Here is a 16,549-nt window from a genome sequence, read left to right on the forward strand (position 1 = left end):
TGTTGAGGGAATGAAATGTTGATCCGTTATCTTCTGGCCACGCTTGCTGCTGGCCTTCTGGCAGGGCTTCTCGTGACGCCTGCCATGTATTTGAAAACCGTTCCGTTGATCATTCAGGCGGAAACTTATGAAGACGCCGGTGGCGGTCATAGCCATGGTGACGCCGAAGCGGCTGCGCCACACGACCATGCTGCGGTGGCTGCCAGTGATGGCGAAGAAGAAGAGGGCGCTGAACTGCCGTTCGGTCGTCTTGGCAACACATTGCTTGCCAATCTCGTGGCCGGTGCAGGTTTTGCCCTGCTTCTGGGTGGGGTTGCGCTTCTTCTCGGTCGCCGTATTACACCGCAGAATGGTATCCTCTGGGGGATAGCCGGCTTTTTTGCGGTCGCTTTCCTGCCAGCTTTAGGGCTTTCGCCGGAATTGCCTGCGATGCCTGCCGCCGATCTGGCGCAGCGTCAGCTCTGGTGGATCTTGACCGTGGTGTTGAGTGGTGTCGGCATCTATCTGCTGGTTTTGCGTGCTGAGATTGTTTCTAAAATCCTTGGACTGGTGCTGATTATCTCCCCACATCTTTATGGTGCACCGCATCCGCACGATATTGCATCACCAATTCCAGCGCTGCTTGCTTCGCAATATGCCGTCGCATCGCTTGCAACAAACCTGTTCATGTGGGCAGTGATTGGTCTTGCGCTGGGCTGGTTTATTCAGGCCTATGCAAAGTCGGATATTGAAGGCTGATAGGCATGGCTCTGCCACGAAATGAAAATGCAAAAATCACGTTCGTTCTTGGCGGAGCCCGATCCGGTAAGTCGTCTTATGCGGAGAAACTGGTTGAAGGCTCAGGTCTTCAACCCGTCTATCTTGCGACAGGGCGCGCATTCGACAAAGAAATGGAAAGCCGCATCTCCATTCACCGCGATCGTCGCGGGCGTGAATGGCAGACGGTGGAGGAGCCACTCGACCTTGTGGGCGCGCTTGAAAAATGCGTGCGGCATGACCGCTTTGTGCTGGTCGATTGCTTGACGCTCTGGGTCACCAATCTGATGATGGCAGAGCAGAATATCGCTGCTGAAACTGAGACGCTGATAGCGGCATTGCCTGAGCTTTCAGGTCCGGTTGTTTTCGTTTCCAACGAAGTTGGTTTAGGCATTGTGCCGGAAAATCGGATGGCGCGCGCGTTTCGCGATTCAGCCGGGTTTTTGCATCAGGCTGTGGCATCAGTGGCAGATGAAGTTTATTTCATGGCGGCAGGTCTGTCGCTCAAAATGAAGGGTTAATTTGATGCAGGGACAGAAAATTCCAGCAACGGTGATCACCGGATTCTTAGGTTCCGGCAAGACGACACTGATCCGTAATCTGCTGGAAAATGCCAATGGCAAGCGTATTGCGCTTATCATCAATGAGTTTGGCGATCTGGGCGTCGATGGTGGAATTCTCAAAGGCTGCGGCATTGAAAGCTGCCGTGAGGAAGACGTGATCGAACTCAACAATGGCTGCATCTGCTGCACCGTTGCTGATGATTTCATTCCGACCATGACCAAGCTTTTGGACCGTGCGGACCGCCCCGATCATATTGTGATTGAGACATCCGGTTTGGCACTGCCGCAGCCGCTGGTCGCAGCTTTCAACTGGCCTGAAATCAAGACGCAGGTAACAGTCGATGGCGTGGTGACGGTTATCGATGCCGCTGCCGTTGCCGAAGGTCGTTTTGCGGATGACCACGATAAGGTGGATGCACAGCGCGCAGCGGACGAATCTCTTGATCATGAAAGCCCTTTAGAGGAACTTTTTGAGGATCAGATTCATGCAGCTGACCTGATTGTTCTCAATAAGGCCGATCTCGTTGATCCGTCGAAACTCGATAGCGTGAAGGCCGATGTGGCTGAACGCTCAACGCGTCGCGTCAACATGGTGCCAGCAAGCTTTGGCAAGCTTGGTGCAGACGTATTGCTCGGCCTTGGAGTGGGGACGGAAGACGATATTGCCAACCGCAAGTCGCATCATGAAATCCACCATGCTGATGGCCATGAGCATGATCATGATGAGTTTGAAAGCTTTGTCGTTGAAGCGGGCTCGGTTGCTGATCCGAAGGCATTTACCGAGAAGCTAAAGGCTGTGATTGCGGAACATGATGTTCTGCGTCTCAAAGGCTTTGTCGATGTGCCGGGGAAGCCGATGCGTCTGGTTGTGCAGGCCGTTGGTCCGCGTATTGAGCATTATTTCGACCGCCCATGGGGTAAGGATGAAGTGCGCAATACGCGTCTTGTCGTCATTGGTCTGCATGAGATTGATGAACAGGCGATCATCAAAGCCGTGAAAGATGCGACCTCGTAATGCATCTCTTACTTGCCCAGAAGGGAACGATCAGCGACGGCAATGAGGCCGTCGACCTCGGTCAGACGCCGGGCGATATCTTGTTCCTTTCCGCCGCCGATACGGAATTGGCCAGTCTTTCTCACGCCTACAAGCTTGTGAAAGAAGGGCCAAGTCTCCGGCTCGCCAATTTCCTGAGCCTGACACATCCCATGTCGGTCGATGCTTATATTGAGCGCACGGCACAACATGCGAAGCTTATTGTTGTGCGGATTATTGGTGGCGAGACCTATTGGCCTTATGGGCTTGAGGCGCTTCATGCCTGTGCTGTTTCGCTCGGCATTAAAATTGCGGTGTTGCCAGGTGATGATAAGCCTGATTATGGGCTTGAACGGTTCTCCACCATTTCCGCACCGGAGCGCGATGCGCTCTGGCAATATTTAATTGAGGGCGGGGCTGCCAATACGTCCCGCTTTCTCAATTATTGCACAGCATTGATTGATGAGAGCGAGAAACCGGAAGAGGCGGCACCGCTTCTCAAAGCCGGGCTGTGGTGGCCAAATATGGCAACGCCATCGCTTGATCTCATCCGTAAGCAATGGCAGGACGCTGATGCACCTGCTGCGGCGATCATTTTTTATCGGGCGCTTGTGCAAAGCGGACAGACGCAGCCGGTTGAAGCACTGATCAGTGCATTGCAGGCTAAGGGACTGAATCCGGTTCCGATCTTTGTTTCCAGCCTCAAGGACAGGCTTTCAGCAGCAGTGGTTGATGGCCTGTTTGACGATTGCCGGCCGGATATTGTGCTCAATGCAACCGGCTTTGCGATTTCGTCACCGGGTGCGGAGCGTAAACCGACCGTGCTGGATAAGCGCGGCAATATGGTTTTGCAGGTGATTTTTTCCGGTACGCCAAAAGCCACATGGGAAGCATCGCAGCAGGGTTTGCTGGCGCGCGATCTTGCGATGAATGTCGCACTGCCCGAAATTGATGGCCGCGTGCTGTCGCGTGCAGTGTCTTTCAAATCGGCAAAGCAATTCGATAGCACTGTTGAAGCCAATATCGTCACCCACGAGCCGGATTTGGGTCGCGTGGCTTTTGTCGCCGAATTGGCGGCAAACTGGGTGCGCCTTAAGCGTAAAAAGCCAGAAGAGCGCCGTGTGGCGCTGATCCTTGCCAATTATCCGAACCGTGATGGCAGGCTGGGCAATGGCGTCGGGCTTGATACGCCTGCCGGAACAGTGGAAGTGCTGCGCGCCATGGCGGGCGAGGGGTATCCGGTTGGTGACGTTCCTGCCGATGGCGATGCTTTCATTCGGCTTTTGATGGCTGGCCCAACCAATGCGGCGCGTGATGGGCGTGTCATCCGTGAAGTCATTTCTTTGAATCAATACAAGGCTTTCTTTGCAAAGCTTCCGAATATGATTCAGGAGGAAATTGAAACCCGTTGGGGTGGGCCGGAAAATGATCCGTTCTTTGATAAGAGGCTTGAAGGTTTTGCGCTGCCGCTGATGCGCTTTGGCGAAACAATAGCCGGTATTCAGCCTGCACGTGGTTATAATATCGATCCGAAAGAGACCTATCACTCGCCTGATTTGGTGCCGCCGCATGGGTATATCGCGTTCTATGCTTATCTGCGCGATGTGGCGAAGATCGATGCTATCGTGCATATGGGCAAGCATGGCAATCTGGAATGGCTGCCGGGTAAAGCCTTAGCGCTGTCGGAAAACTGTTATCCTGAAGCTGTTTTCGGTCCAACGCCGCATGTCTATCCGTTCATCGTCAATGACCCGGGTGAAGGCACGCAGGCAAAGCGCCGTGCGGGTGCTGTGATCATCGATCACCTGACACCGCCGTTAACGCGCGCTGAAAGCTACGGTCCGCTCAAGGATCTCGAAGCATTGGTCGATGAATATTACGAGGCTTCGGGCGTTGATCCGCGTCGCCTGTTGCGGTTGAAAGTGCAGATCCTTGATCTGGTACGCGATATTGGTCTCGACCGCGATGCGGGTATTCATGACCATGATGATGAAGATATGGCGTTGCAAAAGCTTGATGCCTATCTTTGTGATCTCAAGGAAATGCAGATCCGCGATGGGTTGCATATTTTTGGTCTGGCCCCTCAAGGGCGCTTGCTCACCGATTTGCTGGTGGCACTGGCGCGTGTTCCACGCGGTATTCCCGTTGCGCTGGGTGGCTTGCCGGGCGAGCAGAGCCTGCAGCGCGCTATCGCCAGAGACGCAGGCCTTGGCGAAGAGTTTGATCCGCTCGATTGTGCAATGGCCGACCCCTGGACTGGGGCGAAGCCTGAATTGCTGGTAGGTGCAAGTCCTGCAAGTTGGCGTATTGCTGGTGATACGGTCGAGCGTATCGAATTGCTGGCTGCGCAGTTTGTGGAGGGCGAAGTCGAGTGTCCGGCAGATTGGACACAGACCAATGCCGTGCTGCAGTCGATTAATGATCATTTGCGCCCCATGGTGAGCGCGTGTGGACCTTCGGAGATTGAAGGTTTTCTATCCGCTATTTCAGGACAGTTTGTGCCGCCGGGTCCGTCGGGTGCGCCAACGCGTGGGCGTCCAGATGTCTTGCCGACCGGGCGCAATTTCTTTTCGACCGATAGCCGTGCCGTGCCAACACCAGCGGCGTGGGAGCTGGGCCGCAAATCAGCGGAACTGCTGATCACCCGTTACACGCAGGATCATGGCGAGTGGCCGACCTCATTTGGTCTGACCGCATGGGGCACATCCAACATGCGCACTGGCGGTGATGATATTGCGCAGGCGTTGGCGCTGATCGGTGTAAAACCCTTATGGGATATGGCTTCGCGTCGAGTCACCGGGTACGAGATCGTGCCGATTGCCAAGCTTGGTCGTCCGCGCGTGGATGTGACGCTGCGCATTTCCGGCTTTTTCCGTGATGCTTTCCCGGAACAGATTGCACTGTTTGACAAGGCCGTGCGAGCTGTGGGTGCGCTTGATGAAGAGGTGGAGGACAATCCGATTGCTAGCCGCATCAAAGCCGAACAAGCACGGCTTATCGCAACGGGTGCGGATGAAAAGACCGCCGAACGTCGCGCGGGCTATCGCGTCTTCGGTTCAAAACCGGGTGCTTATGGCGCTGGCTTGCAGGCACTGATGGATGAGAATGGTTGGGCTGGGCGCAATGATCTGGCGGAAGCCTGGCTTGTCTGGGGCGGCTATGCCTATGGTGCGGGCGAAGAGGGCCAAGCGGAGCGCGGGCTTCTTGAAGAGCGGCTGCGTTCTGTACAAGCTGTTGTGCAAAATCAGGATAATCGCGAGCACGATCTGCTTGATAGCGATGACTATTATCAGTTCGAAGGTGGCATGGCTGCAACCGTTGAAAAACTGACGGGCGCGATGCCGACTGTCTATCACAACGATCATTCAAGGCCCGAAAAGCCGGTGATCCGCACGCTTGAAGAAGAGCTTGCCCGCGTTGTGCGTGGTCGTGCGGCCAATCCCAAGTGGATCGCGGGCGTGATGCGCCACGGCTACAAGGGCGCTGCGGAAATTGCAGCCACGGTTGATTATCTTTTCGCTTTCGCGGCGACCACCGGCAAAGTCGGTAACCATCACTTCGAAGCAGTCTATCAGGCCTATATTGCCGATAGAGCAGTGCATGATTTCATGCTTGATAAAAATCCGGCCGCACTCGCCGAAACAGCGTCCAAGCTCAACGATGCGATTGAACGCGGCTTCTGGGTGCCGCGTTCCAATTCAGCGCGGTTTGAGCTCGAAAATCTTATGAAAATGATTCCGGAAAGGGCATTAAATGGTTGAGAAATCTGCAAAACTTCTTTCAATGACGGAAGAGGAATTGAATGCCCGCCATGCAGATAAGATGCGCAAGAAGAAAGCGGCGCGCGACAAGATTCAAGCCACCAAGACCGACGAAAAAGGCCTTGTGATTGTTCATACAGGCAAGGGCAAAGGCAAATCAACGGCTGGTTTCGGCATGGTTTTTCGCGCCCTTGGTCACGGCATGAAGGTTGGCGTCGTGCAGTTCGTTAAAGGCTCATGGGATACTGGCGAGCGGTGGGTGCTGGAGAAATTCCCTGAACAGGTGACGATTTCCGCACTTGGCGAGGGCTTTACGTGGGAAACACAGGATCGCGCCCGCGATATTGCCATGGCCCGTGACGCTTGGGAGCAAGCCAAAGCCATGATCCTTGATGAAAGCTACGATATGGTGCTCTGCGACGAACTCAACATCGTGCTGCGCTATGATTACCTGCCTGTTGAAGAGGTAATCGAAGTGCTTGCCGCTAAACCTGAGATGAAGCATGTCATCATTACGGGCCGCAATGCCAAGGACGAGCTGATTGACGCTGCCGATCTCGTTACCGAGATGGAATTGATCAAGCATCCTTTCCGTTCAGGTGTGAAGGCACAGAAGGGAATTGAATTCTGACATTATCGCTTCGCGTATTCAGAAGCCCAGCCATTGCCGGAGTGGATTGCTTGGTTCCATCAGAAGCCGCACGGCGAGCGCTAGGCTCACCACGATGAGCAGTGGCTTGATAATGCGAGAGCCGATCTTCATAGCGAGGCTCGCGCCAATCTGTGCGCCAATGAACTGCGCAATGCCCATGCAGATGCCAATTTTCCAGTTGATTGTGCCAACAAGCGCGAAGGTGGCAAAGCCGCCAATATTGGATGCGCAGTTAAGCAGCTTGGTATGAGCGGTGGCTTTCAGCACGCCATAGCCTGCAAGGGCTACGAACGCTAACATGAAGAATGAGCCGGTGCCGGGTCCGAACAGTCCGTCGTAGAAGCCGATCAGTGGCACCAGCGTAACGCCAAACAGGAATGGTCCCATACGGCGTGCGCGATCCACGTCGCCAAGGCTTGGTTTCACTGCAAAATAAATGGCAATCGCGATCAGCAGAATTGGCAATGCTGCCCGCATGATATCGACGGGCAGGACGGTTGCTAAAAGCGCACCCAGAACAGAACCGACCAGTGATGCAATGGCTTCCGGCCATTGTTCCTTGATGTTCACATGCCCTTTGCGCGCGTAGGCGATGGTTGCCGAGGAAGAGCCGAACAGGCCTTGCAGCTTGTTTGTGCCGAGTGCTTCGACAGGTGGGATGCCAGCGAGCAGCAGCGCGGGTATCGTGATCATGCCGCCTCCGCCTGCAATAGAATCGATGATGCCCGCAATGAAAGCGGCCATGGTCAAAAGGAGCGTCAAGGTATCGAAAAATTCAAGCATGGAGAGGATCCGGCAAAAGTTGATGCAACATAGTGCAGACGGTCTCATTGCGCCAGACAGCTATTTTAGGGAACCAATGAAGGCCAGCGTTGTTTTTCGGTTCGCGCAGCATTATCAATGCAAGTCTATTTGATATCAGGAGACGATCATCCATGAGCGAAAGCATTTTCGAACGTATTACTGCGTTTCTCAGCAAAAAAAGTGCTGTGCAGCGTGTTGCCGAAGATCCGGCACTCGCTTCGGAACTGCTTCTTCTGCTTCATGTGGTTTTTGCCGATGGTGATCGTCACCCGGCAGAAATTGCGGCTTTCAGACAGATTGTCTCCGAGAACTTTGGCATTTCAGCAGAAGAACTGCCGGAAGTGACAGAATATCTTAAAGACTTTGGCTATGAGACGACTACAAAGCAGGCGGCTTCGATGTTGGCTGAAATGGCGCCTGAGCGCCGTTCGTCACTGCTTCGTGACCTGGTGCGGATTGCGCGTGCGGATGATCATGTTGATCAGTCGGAAACAGCAATGATCAAGCGCATTGCTGATATTCTCGGCATTACAGCTGAAGATATCAGAGAAGCGCATAATCCGGCCCCTCGTGCGGTCTAAGGAAAAACGCGCCGCTCTTGGGATGGGCTGTTCGTCAGGCGTGCGCTTGGAAGAACTCGTTTCGTTGGCAGACAGGGTTCTGAGCAAAGCAGGTTTGAATCGACCGACAGTCATTGCAACGCTTGCCACCAAGCAGGGTGATCCGGTCTTGCTGGAGCTTGCTGCGCATTATGGCTGTGAGCTGCGATTTTTTGATGCCGGGCAACTTGAGCAAGAAACACCAAGGTTGAAAAATCCGTCGGACGTGGTTTTTGCGTCGGTGGGGTGCCATGGCGTTGCGGAATCTGCAGCACTTGCTGCCGCAGGGACGAATGCCGCCCTAATTATCGAGAAGACGGTTGAAGGTCGTGCCACCGCCGCGCTGGCGATGGCACTTCCTAATCAGAGCAATTTGCGGCGTTGCGCGATGTAAGTTGCAACGGTTGCAACGATCAGCAAAGCAGCGGTTGTCATAATGACGGCCACATAGGCATTTTCGAATGCCTGCGATGCAAGCGCAATCAAGCTATCTGCATCGGTAGCAGGCATTGATTGTGCGACGATAAGCGCTTCATCAAGGCTATCGCGTGCAACAGACGGAATATCCGCGCCGACCGGCAAAATAAGGCTGGCGGTATAGAAGGCCGACAGAATACTACCGAAAATTGTCACGCCCAGCGCATTGCCAAGTTCAAACGACACTTCTTCGACAGAGGCAGCCATACCAGCCTTCTCGGCTGGAGCGTTGCTCATGATTGATGACGATGCGCCTGTCATTGCACAGCCAACGCCAAAACCTAAGACTGCAAGCCCTGCCAGATAGAAATGCGCTGAGAGCTTGTAGGTGAGGATATAGATCACTACGCCAAGAGCGGTGATGCCGAGCGACGCCCAGAGCACCTTGCCTGCACCAAGACGTGGCAACATCATGCCAGCCAGCGGCCCTGCGACGAAAGCTGCAAGCGGAATTGGCAGGATCATCAGACCAGCCTGCAACGGCGTCATGCCTTCGATCAACTGCATACGCTGGCTGAAAACCAGCTCCATGCCGGTCATCGAACCCGATGCAACAAGCGCCGCAAACACACCTGTAGCGAAAAGCCGGTTTTTGAACAGCGAGAAGTCAATCAACGGTTCGCTGCTTGAAAGCTGACGGCGCACAAAAATGGTCGTTGCGATGAGACCGATAATCAAAGCGCTCGCAAAGACAGCCATTGATGCGTCGCGCTTGGCGAGCTCCTTGATGGAGTAGGTCAGCGCGATCAGGCCGATCATGATCTGGATCGAGCCGATGAGATCCCATTTGCGCTGGGAGCCAAGTGGGCGATTTTCGAGGTTGAAGGCCGAAAGAGCAAGCGCCACCAAAACAACGGGCACGTTGATCAGAAATACGGAACCCCACCAGAAATATTCGAGCAGGATACCGCCTGCGACAGGACCGATGGCAGCGCCACCCGAAGCAATTGCCGCCCAGATACCAATGGCAAGCGAGCGTTCTTTTTCATCGGTGAATGTCAGCCGGATAATCGACAGTGTGGCAGGCATCATCATCGCCGCACCACAGGCAAGGAATGCGCGGGCTGCAATCAGCACTTCCGGGTTTGGAGAATAAGCCGCGCAAAGCGATGCAAGGCCAAACACGGCCAGACCATTCATGAACATGCGCTTATGGCCGAGCTTGTCGCCCAGTGTGCCAAGGCCCGGCAACAGTCCTGCCACCACCAGCGGGTAGATATTCATGATCCAGAGCTTTTCGGAAGCACTTGCCGCGAGATCATGGGTGAGGCGTGGCAATGCTGTGTAAAGCACTGTCATATCCACAACGATGAGGAAAAGTGCGCTGGAAACTATTGCGAGAACGAGCCAGCGATTTTGCGGCAACATTGGATTATACCTTTTCAATACGAACGTATTCAAACTTGTCAGGGTGGCTGACATAATATAAATCCACCTGTATGGAAAGTAAGAAATTGCAAAAAACTGGCCGTCCGCGCTCAATCGACCGTGATCATGTGCTTGATATGGCCGAGAAGCTGGTTGCCGAAGGTGGCATCGTTGCTCTGACCATGGATGCGGTGGCGCAAGCTTCCGGCGTCACAAAAGGCGGCGTGCAATATTGCTTTGGTAACAAAGACGGGTTGATGAAAGCCATGATCGAGCGGTGGGGCGGCCGGTTCGACGATCTGGTGACAGCGCGCAAGCAGCATAAGCAAGACGCGATTTCGCACATCGCAGCCCATATCGCGGTGACACGCGAAAGCGATGCTGAGGACGATTCTCGGTTTGCCGCTATGATCGCGAGCCTTATTCCCAACTCCCAGTATCTTGATGAAACCCGGACATGGTATCGCAAACAGTGGGATGGTCTTGATGTTTCAACGCCAGAATGCAGGCGCGCGCGACTGGCGTTTATTGCCAATGAGGGTGCATTTCTGCTCAGAAGCTTCAACTTCTTCGAGCTGACGCCGGAAGAGTGGCAGTCGATCTTTAATGATATTCAAGGACTTTTGCCTGAAAAAGATTGACTTTTCTGCTGCCTGCCAGGCATTCGGAATGCCTGAACAGAGGAAGAAAACGTGGCAGTTCATTTCATTGGAGCCGGTCCCGGTGCCGCAGATCTCATCACCGTGCGTGGTCTGCGACTGATAGAAAACTGTCCGGTCTGCATTTATGCAGGCTCGCTGGTGCCCAAAGAGGTTGTTGCATCTGCACCAGAAGACGCGTTGCTGATTGATAGTTCCTCGCTGACGCTGGATGAAATCATTGCAGCAATTGAGGCCGCTCATGCCAAAGGGCATGATGTTGCACGCGTCCATTCAGGCGATCCATCGATTTACGGCGCGATGGCTGAACAGATGCGCCGGCTTGATGCGTTAGGCATTCCTTATGATGTGACGCCGGGCGTCCCGGCTTTTGTTGCGGCTGCGGCTGCCATGAAGCAGGAACTGACGATTCCCGAAGTCAATCAGAGCATTATCCTCACGCGCACTTCGGTAAAATCATCCGCCATGCCGGAAGGTGAAGATCTCGCCACATTGGGCAAATCCGGTGCGACTTTGGTGATTCATCTGTCGATCCGCAATCTTGCGAAGATTGAGGCGGAGCTGACGCCACTTTATGGTGCAGATTGCCCGGTGGTCGTTGCTTATCGCGTGGGTTGGCCAGATGAGCAGATCTTGCGCGGAACACTGTCGGATATTGTTGAGAAAGTTGCAGTTTCAGGCGTGAAAAGAACGGCAATGGTGTTTGTCGGGCGCGGACTTGATCCCCAAAACTTCCGTGATTCAGCGCTTTATCATGAAGCCCACAGCCATATTGCGCGCTCAAAACCTTAAAACGGAACGTGTAAATTCAATTGCTTCTTCTACGGTAGCGACAACGGTTTTGGCTTCCACGGGGGGGCGAGCGATCATCATGACGGGTATGGCAAGATCACGCGCTGCTTTGATTTTTGCGTAAGAAATGCTGCCGCCGGAATTGCGGCTGACAATCAGGCCGATCTTTCGTTCGCTCAGGAATTGTTTCTCGGATTCATAGCTTTCGGGCTTTGCCAGAACGATTTCACAATCGCGAGGCAATGTTACTTCCGGCGGGTCGATCATCCGCATGATGAAGTGAACATCGCTTCGCTCTGCAAAGGGCGCAATATGTTGTCGGCCCAGTGCGAGCAGAACACGTTCGCCAGCGGGAATTATCGTTGCGGCCTGCGCTTCATTTGCGACGTCAATCCAGTTATCGCCGTTTTCCTTTTCCCATGCCGGGCGTTCGAGCCGCAATAGCGGAATTTTTGCCATACTGGACGCCCAAACAGCATTGTGTGAAATGCGCGTTGCATAGGGATGGGTTGCGTCGATCAGAAGATTGATTTTCTCTGTTGCCAGATAAGTGGCCAGTCCCTCTGCGCCGCCAAAGCCGCCAATGCGAAGCTTGCCGCTGATTGCAGCGGGATTGGCTGTTCGGCCTGCAAGGGACGTGATGGCTTCGACGGGCAGGACATTGAGTGCGGAAGCAAGCTTTGCTGCTTCCGCTGTGCCGCCAAGAATGAGTATTTTAGAGGCGGGCAAGGATATTGCCTTTGCGATCCGTCACGATGATTTCGACTTCAACAGGCGCGCCGCGCAGGGTTTCAAGCGCGACTTGCTTCGCTTTTTCGGCGATCGGCGTCGCCATGTCGATGCCAATGCCTTGAGTCATTTCAAGCACTTCCAGTGCAGTGTTGGCAAAAAGAATCCGGTCCTTCATGTCGTTTGGCGCACCGGCCTTTTCGGCAATGGTCCAGAGAAAATTTTTATCGACTTGTGAGCGCGAGGAGTGAAGATCAAGTTCGCCCTGAGCAAGCTTTGTCAGCTTCGCAAAGCCGCCTGCAATGGTGAGCTTGTCGATGGGGTGTTCGCGCAAATACTTGAGCACACCACCCGCAAAGTCGCCCATATCGAGAATGGCAAAATCCGGCAAATCATAGATGGCTTGTGCTGCGTCTTCGGACGTTGAGCCTGTCGCAGCGAGCACATGCTTTTGCTTTTCAGCACGCGCCACATCGATGCCGCGATGGATCGAATGAATCCAAGCCGAGCAGGAAAAGGGATGCACAACACCTGTTGTGCCCAGGATCGAAATGCCGCCAACGATACCAAGGCGCGGGTTCCACGTTTTTTGCGCGATTTCCTCGCCGCCCGGAACAGAGATCGTAATCACCAGATCGGCAGGCAGACCATATTCAGCGCAAATCTGTTCACAAATTTCGGTCATCATACGGCGCGGAACTGGATTGATCGCTGCTTCACCGGGCGGGATTTGCAGACCGGGACGCGTGACTGTGCCGACGCCTTCGCCTGCCTGAAACACAATGCCAGTGCCGGGAGGGGCAGGGAAAACCGTTGAGATGATTGTCGCGCCGTGTGTGACGTCCGGGTCGTCGCCTGCATCCTTGACGATACCTGCCATGGCATAGCCTTCGCCCAGCCCTTCATATTCAAGCTGGAAATAGGGGACCTCGCCTTTTGGCAGTATGATGCCGACAGGATCGGGGAATTCGCCGGTAATCAGCGCAGTCAGTGCGGCCTTTGTTGCGGCTGTGGCGCAGGCGCCCGTCGTCCAGCCGCGACGCAGCTCTGTTTTTTCCGGGCTTTTATTCGAAGGGGCGGTTTCATCGTTCATGGACGCCTTATAATGTATCTGATAGCTGTGCCGCCAGATAGAATTATGGTTGATGACGATGAATAAGCCCGAACATACGCCGGAATGTATTGTTGCGAAGAGCAAAGTGCGCTTGCCTTCGATGCAGCCGGGGCATGTCTGGCTTGTTGGTGCCGGGCCGGGTGATCCGGGTTTGCTGACACTGCACGCAGTCAATGCGCTGCGGGAGGCGGATGTGATCGTCTATGATGCGCTGGTCGATGAAGCCTGCCTTTCCTTGAAGCGGGATGAGGCATGTGTTGAATATGCAGGCAAACGCGGCGGCAAGCCTTCGCCAAAACAGCGCGATATTTCGTTGCGACTGGTGGAGTTGGCTAAACAAGGCAAGAAGGTTCTGCGCTTGAAAGGCGGTGATCCGTTTGTTTTTGGGCGCGGTGCCGAGGAAGCGCTTACGCTTGTTGAACATGGCGTGCCATTTCGCATCGTGCCGGGCATTACTGCGGGTATTGGTGGTCTTGCCTATGCGGGAATTGCGGCTACACATCGTGACATCAACCAGTCGGTGACGTTTCTCACCGGCCATGATGCAACGGGACTGATGCCGGATCGTATCAATTGGGAAGGTGTCGCGCAGTCTTCTCCGGTTATCGTGATGTATATGGCGATGAAGCATATCGACCTTATCACCGGCCGATTGATGGCAGCAGGGCGCTCACCGGATGAGCCGATGGCCTTCGTCTGTAATGCCAGCTTGCCTGAGCAGGTTGTTCTGGAGACAACATTGTCGCGTGCGGTTGCAGATGTGGAAAAGTCAGGTCTCAAGCCTCCGGCAATCGTGGTTGTGGGCGAGGTTGTAAAACTTCGTTCCGGACTTGACTGGCTTGGTGCGTCTCAGGGACGAAAGCTGACCAATGATCCGCTTCATCTTAACGAGGAGGAGAGCGCATGAAAGGTTTTCTGATTGCAGCCCCTGCTTCTGGATCAGGCAAAACCACTTTGACGCTTGGATTGTTGCGTGCGCTCAAGCGGCGCGGTGAGGCGTTGGCACCGGCAAAAGCCGGTCCTGATTACATTGATCCTGCCTACCATAAGGCTGCGAGCGGTGTGGATTGCTTTAATCTTGACCCATGGGCCATGCGGCCAGAGCTGATCAGTGCGCTCTCGTCGCGCATGACCGAGGGCAACAAGCTGCTTGTTGTCGAAGGTATGATGGGGCTTTTCGACGGGGCGCTTGACGGGAAGGGTTCATCGGCCGATCTGGCGCGAACGCTTGATTTGGCGGTGGTGCTGGTGGTCGATTGCGCGCGCCAATCTCATTCGATTGCGGCACTCATTTCGGGTTTCAGTCAGTTTCGCAAAGATGTGCTGATTGCGGGTGTAATCCTTAACCGGGTTGGCAGCGGCAGGCATGAGGCTATGCTGCGCGAAGCCATCAAGCCGCTTGGTATTAGCGTTCTTGGTGCAATCCCGCGCGATGAAGCGCTGGTTCTGCCATCGCGTCACCTTGGTCTTGTTCAGGCAGGTGAGCATGGTGATCTGGAACGTTTCCTTGAGCATGCTGCGGATGTGGTTGATGCGCGTATTGATTTTTCGGCGTTAGAGCATATCTGGTCTGGGCCGAAGCAGCATGCCGCAATGGCCAATGTTCCGCGCCTCACGCCGCTTGGAAGCCGCATTGCAGTGGCACGCGACGATGCTTTTGCCTTTGCCTATGCGCATCTTTTTGAAGGTTGGCGCAGGCGCGGTGCAGAGCTTTCTTTCTTTTCACCACTTGGCGATGAAGCGCCCGATGAGAGCGCTGACGCTATCTATCTGCCCGGTGGCTATCCTGAGCTTTATGCCGGAAAACTGAGCCAGGCGAAGCGTTTTCAGCAGTGCATGAGAGATGCCGCGGATCGTCGCGTGCGCATTTATGGCGAATGTGGTGGCTATATGGTGCTGGGTGAGACGCTGGAAGATTCCTCTCGCGTGAGGCATCCAATGCTTGGACTGCTGCCGCTTGAAACAAGCTTTGCCAAACGCAAAATGCACCTCGGTTATCGCAAGCTGGAGCCTCTGGCGGGTTCGCCATGGCAGGTGCCACTTTCGGCGCATGAGTTTCACTATGCAAGCATCGTGCGAGAAGGTGAGGCTGAACGGCTGTTCCGCGTGCGCGATGCGTTGGGGGAAGAGCTGGGAGAGGCGGGGTTGCGCGTAGGGTCAGTTGCGGGGTCCTTCATGCATGTGATTGATTTTTCTGGAGACAATGCCTGAAGATGACTATTGAGCATGGTGGAGCGCTAGATAGGGCTATTGCGCGTTTTGGCGGCGCGGCGAAAGACTGGCTTGATCTTTCAACGGGCATCAATCCCGAACATTTTCCGTTGCCGGAATTGACAGCCCCCTTGTGGAACCGCTTGCCGGATGAGGGGCTTTTAGAGCGGGTTCTTAATGCGGCGCGTGTCTATTACGAAGCAGATCAGAATGCGCCAATCGTTGCCAGCCCCGGAACGCAGGCGCTCATTCAGCTTATTCCAACATTGTGCGCGCCTTCAACGGTCGCTATTTTGGGACCGACCTATCAGGAACATGCAGCAGCTTTTTCAGCGGCTGACTGGAATGTGGTCGAATGTGCGACCCTTGACGACATTCCAGAAGATGCTCGGGTGGTCACAATCGTCAACCCGAATAACCCGGATGGGCGCATTGTTGCGCGGCCTGATTTGCTGGGGCTTGCGCGAAAGCTGGGCGAGCGCGGTGGTTTTCTGGTCGTGGATGAAGCTTTTGCCGATCCACATCCGGAGGTGAGTATTGCGCGACATGCGGCGCATGCGCCGCTGGTCGTGCTCAAATCCTTTGGCAAGTTCTTTGGCCTTGCAGGCGTTCGACTTGGGTTCCTGCTGGCAAATGATGACCTTGTGAAGCGCGTTGCAGACAGGCTCGGTCCATGGGCCGTGGCGGGTCCGACGCTTGCCATTGCGCTCAACGCTTTTGAGGGTGGTGTTGAGCTTGAGGCATTTCACCAACGCATTGATACAAGACGGGCAGAGTTGGCTGCGACGCTCGCTCATTGTCAGCTCACAGAAGTCGGTGGCACGGCGCTTTTTGCGCTCGTTGCCCATGAAAATGCGCATGGAATTTACCATGCGCTTTGTGAGCGGCATATTCTTGTCCGAAAGTTTGCCTATGCACCTGACTGGTTGCGCATCGGACTGGCGCCTGATCAGGCTGGTTTTATGCGATTGGAACAGGCATTGCGGGATATTCTCCGCATAAGAAAATGATTCAGGAAAGCGCATCAAGTC

General features: G+C 54.5%; 16 protein-coding genes. 12 read left to right on the top strand and 4 right to left on the bottom strand.

Annotated features, from left to right (window positions below; genetic code table 11):
- The first annotated feature begins 15 nt into the window (after positions 1–15).
- From ABE527_RS06100 to cobO, 5 genes are read left to right on the top strand one after another with little or no spacing between them, the layout of a single operon-like run.
- Positions 16–738, top strand: coding sequence for a CbtA family protein (locus ABE527_RS06100; protein ID WP_499696428.1), 723 nt, complete (start codon positions 16–18; stop codon positions 736–738).
- Positions 739–743: 5 nt separating this feature from the next.
- Positions 744–1,277: a bifunctional adenosylcobinamide kinase/adenosylcobinamide-phosphate guanylyltransferase gene (gene cobU / locus ABE527_RS06105; RefSeq protein WP_265985327.1), complete on the top strand. Its 534-nt coding sequence runs from the start codon at positions 744–746 to the stop codon at positions 1,275–1,277.
- Positions 1,278–1,281: 4 nt separating this feature from the next.
- Positions 1,282–2,334, top strand: coding sequence for a cobalamin biosynthesis protein CobW (cobW, locus tag ABE527_RS06110; RefSeq protein ID WP_499696429.1), 1,053 nt, complete (start codon positions 1,282–1,284; stop codon positions 2,332–2,334).
- Complete coding sequence (gene cobN / locus ABE527_RS06115; RefSeq protein WP_499696430.1) at positions 2,334–6,113, top strand: cobaltochelatase subunit CobN; 3,780 nt, start codon at positions 2,334–2,336, stop codon at positions 6,111–6,113. The genes cobW and cobN overlap by 1 nt, the downstream gene beginning before the upstream one ends.
- The gene (cobO, locus tag ABE527_RS06120; RefSeq protein WP_499696431.1) at positions 6,106–6,744 is read left to right on the top strand and encodes a cob(I)yrinic acid a,c-diamide adenosyltransferase; all 639 of its coding nucleotides are present in this window, start codon (positions 6,106–6,108) and stop codon (positions 6,742–6,744) included. Before cobN ends, cobO begins: the two co-directional genes overlap by 8 nt.
- An 18-nt stretch (positions 6,745–6,762) precedes the next feature.
- Here the strand turns inward: cobO and ABE527_RS06125 are convergent, their stop codons facing one another.
- A complete protein-coding gene (locus ABE527_RS06125) occupies positions 6,763–7,548 on the bottom strand; it encodes a TSUP family transporter (protein WP_265985322.1) in 786 nt (261 codons plus the stop codon).
- Between the two features lie 152 nt (positions 7,549–7,700).
- Between ABE527_RS06125 and ABE527_RS06130 the strand changes: the two genes are divergently transcribed.
- Entirely contained in the window at positions 7,701–8,150 is a 450-nt protein-coding gene (locus ABE527_RS06130) for a tellurite resistance TerB family protein (RefSeq protein WP_265985320.1), read from the top strand.
- 22 nt (positions 8,151–8,172) lie between these two features.
- The gene (locus ABE527_RS06135) at positions 8,173–8,562 is read left to right on the top strand and encodes a cobalamin biosynthesis protein (protein WP_499696432.1); all 390 of its coding nucleotides are present in this window, start codon (positions 8,173–8,175) and stop codon (positions 8,560–8,562) included.
- On the opposite strand, the gene ABE527_RS06140 is transcribed toward ABE527_RS06135, so the two are convergent.
- Positions 8,532–10,013, bottom strand: coding sequence for an MFS transporter (locus ABE527_RS06140; protein ID WP_499696433.1), 1,482 nt, complete (start codon positions 10,011–10,013; stop codon positions 8,532–8,534). The genes ABE527_RS06135 and ABE527_RS06140 overlap by 31 nt on opposite strands.
- A gap of 86 nt (positions 10,014–10,099) precedes the next feature.
- On the opposite strand from ABE527_RS06140, the gene ABE527_RS06145 reads away from it, so the two are divergent.
- Positions 10,100–10,654 carry a TetR/AcrR family transcriptional regulator gene (locus tag ABE527_RS06145; RefSeq protein WP_499696434.1) on the top strand — a complete coding sequence of 185 codons (555 nt, stop codon included), beginning with the start codon at positions 10,100–10,102 and terminating at the stop codon, positions 10,652–10,654.
- 51 nt (positions 10,655–10,705) lie between these two features.
- Entirely contained in the window at positions 10,706–11,464 is a 759-nt protein-coding gene (gene cobM / locus ABE527_RS06150) for a precorrin-4 C(11)-methyltransferase (RefSeq protein ID WP_499696435.1), read from the top strand.
- Here cobM and ABE527_RS06155 read toward each other — a convergent pair.
- Positions 11,453–12,193: a cobalt-precorrin-6A reductase gene (locus ABE527_RS06155; protein ID WP_499696436.1), complete on the bottom strand. Its 741-nt coding sequence runs from the start codon at positions 12,191–12,193 to the stop codon at positions 11,453–11,455. The two genes, cobM and ABE527_RS06155, sit on opposite strands and share 12 nt — an antisense overlap.
- On the bottom strand, positions 12,180–13,286 hold the full coding sequence (locus tag ABE527_RS06160) for a cobalt-precorrin-5B (C(1))-methyltransferase (RefSeq protein WP_499694426.1): 1,107 nt from the start codon (positions 13,284–13,286) through the stop codon (positions 12,180–12,182). The genes ABE527_RS06155 and ABE527_RS06160 overlap by 14 nt, the downstream gene beginning before the upstream one ends.
- 58 nt (positions 13,287–13,344) lie before the next feature.
- Between ABE527_RS06160 and cobA the strand changes: the two genes are divergently transcribed.
- Genes cobA through cobD form a run of 3 tightly spaced genes read left to right on the top strand, consistent with a single transcriptional unit; the run spans position 13,345 to position 16,528 of the window.
- Positions 13,345–14,214, top strand: a complete 870-nt coding sequence (cobA, locus tag ABE527_RS06165) for a uroporphyrinogen-III C-methyltransferase (RefSeq protein WP_499694427.1) — start codon at positions 13,345–13,347, stop codon at positions 14,212–14,214.
- Complete coding sequence (locus ABE527_RS06170) at positions 14,211–15,518, top strand: cobyrinic acid a,c-diamide synthase CobB (protein WP_499696437.1); 1,308 nt, start codon at positions 14,211–14,213, stop codon at positions 15,516–15,518. The genes cobA and ABE527_RS06170 overlap by 4 nt, the downstream gene beginning before the upstream one ends.
- Complete coding sequence (gene cobD, locus ABE527_RS06175) at positions 15,515–16,528, top strand: threonine-phosphate decarboxylase CobD (RefSeq protein WP_499696511.1); 1,014 nt, start codon at positions 15,515–15,517, stop codon at positions 16,526–16,528. Before ABE527_RS06170 ends, cobD begins: the two co-directional genes overlap by 4 nt.
- Positions 16,529–16,549: the final 21 nt, after the last annotated feature.

It is taken from the genome of Brucella sp. TWI432 (genome assembly GCF_039674445.1).
GTDB classification, from domain to species: Bacteria; Pseudomonadota; Alphaproteobacteria; order Rhizobiales; family Rhizobiaceae; genus Brucella; species Brucella chromiisoli.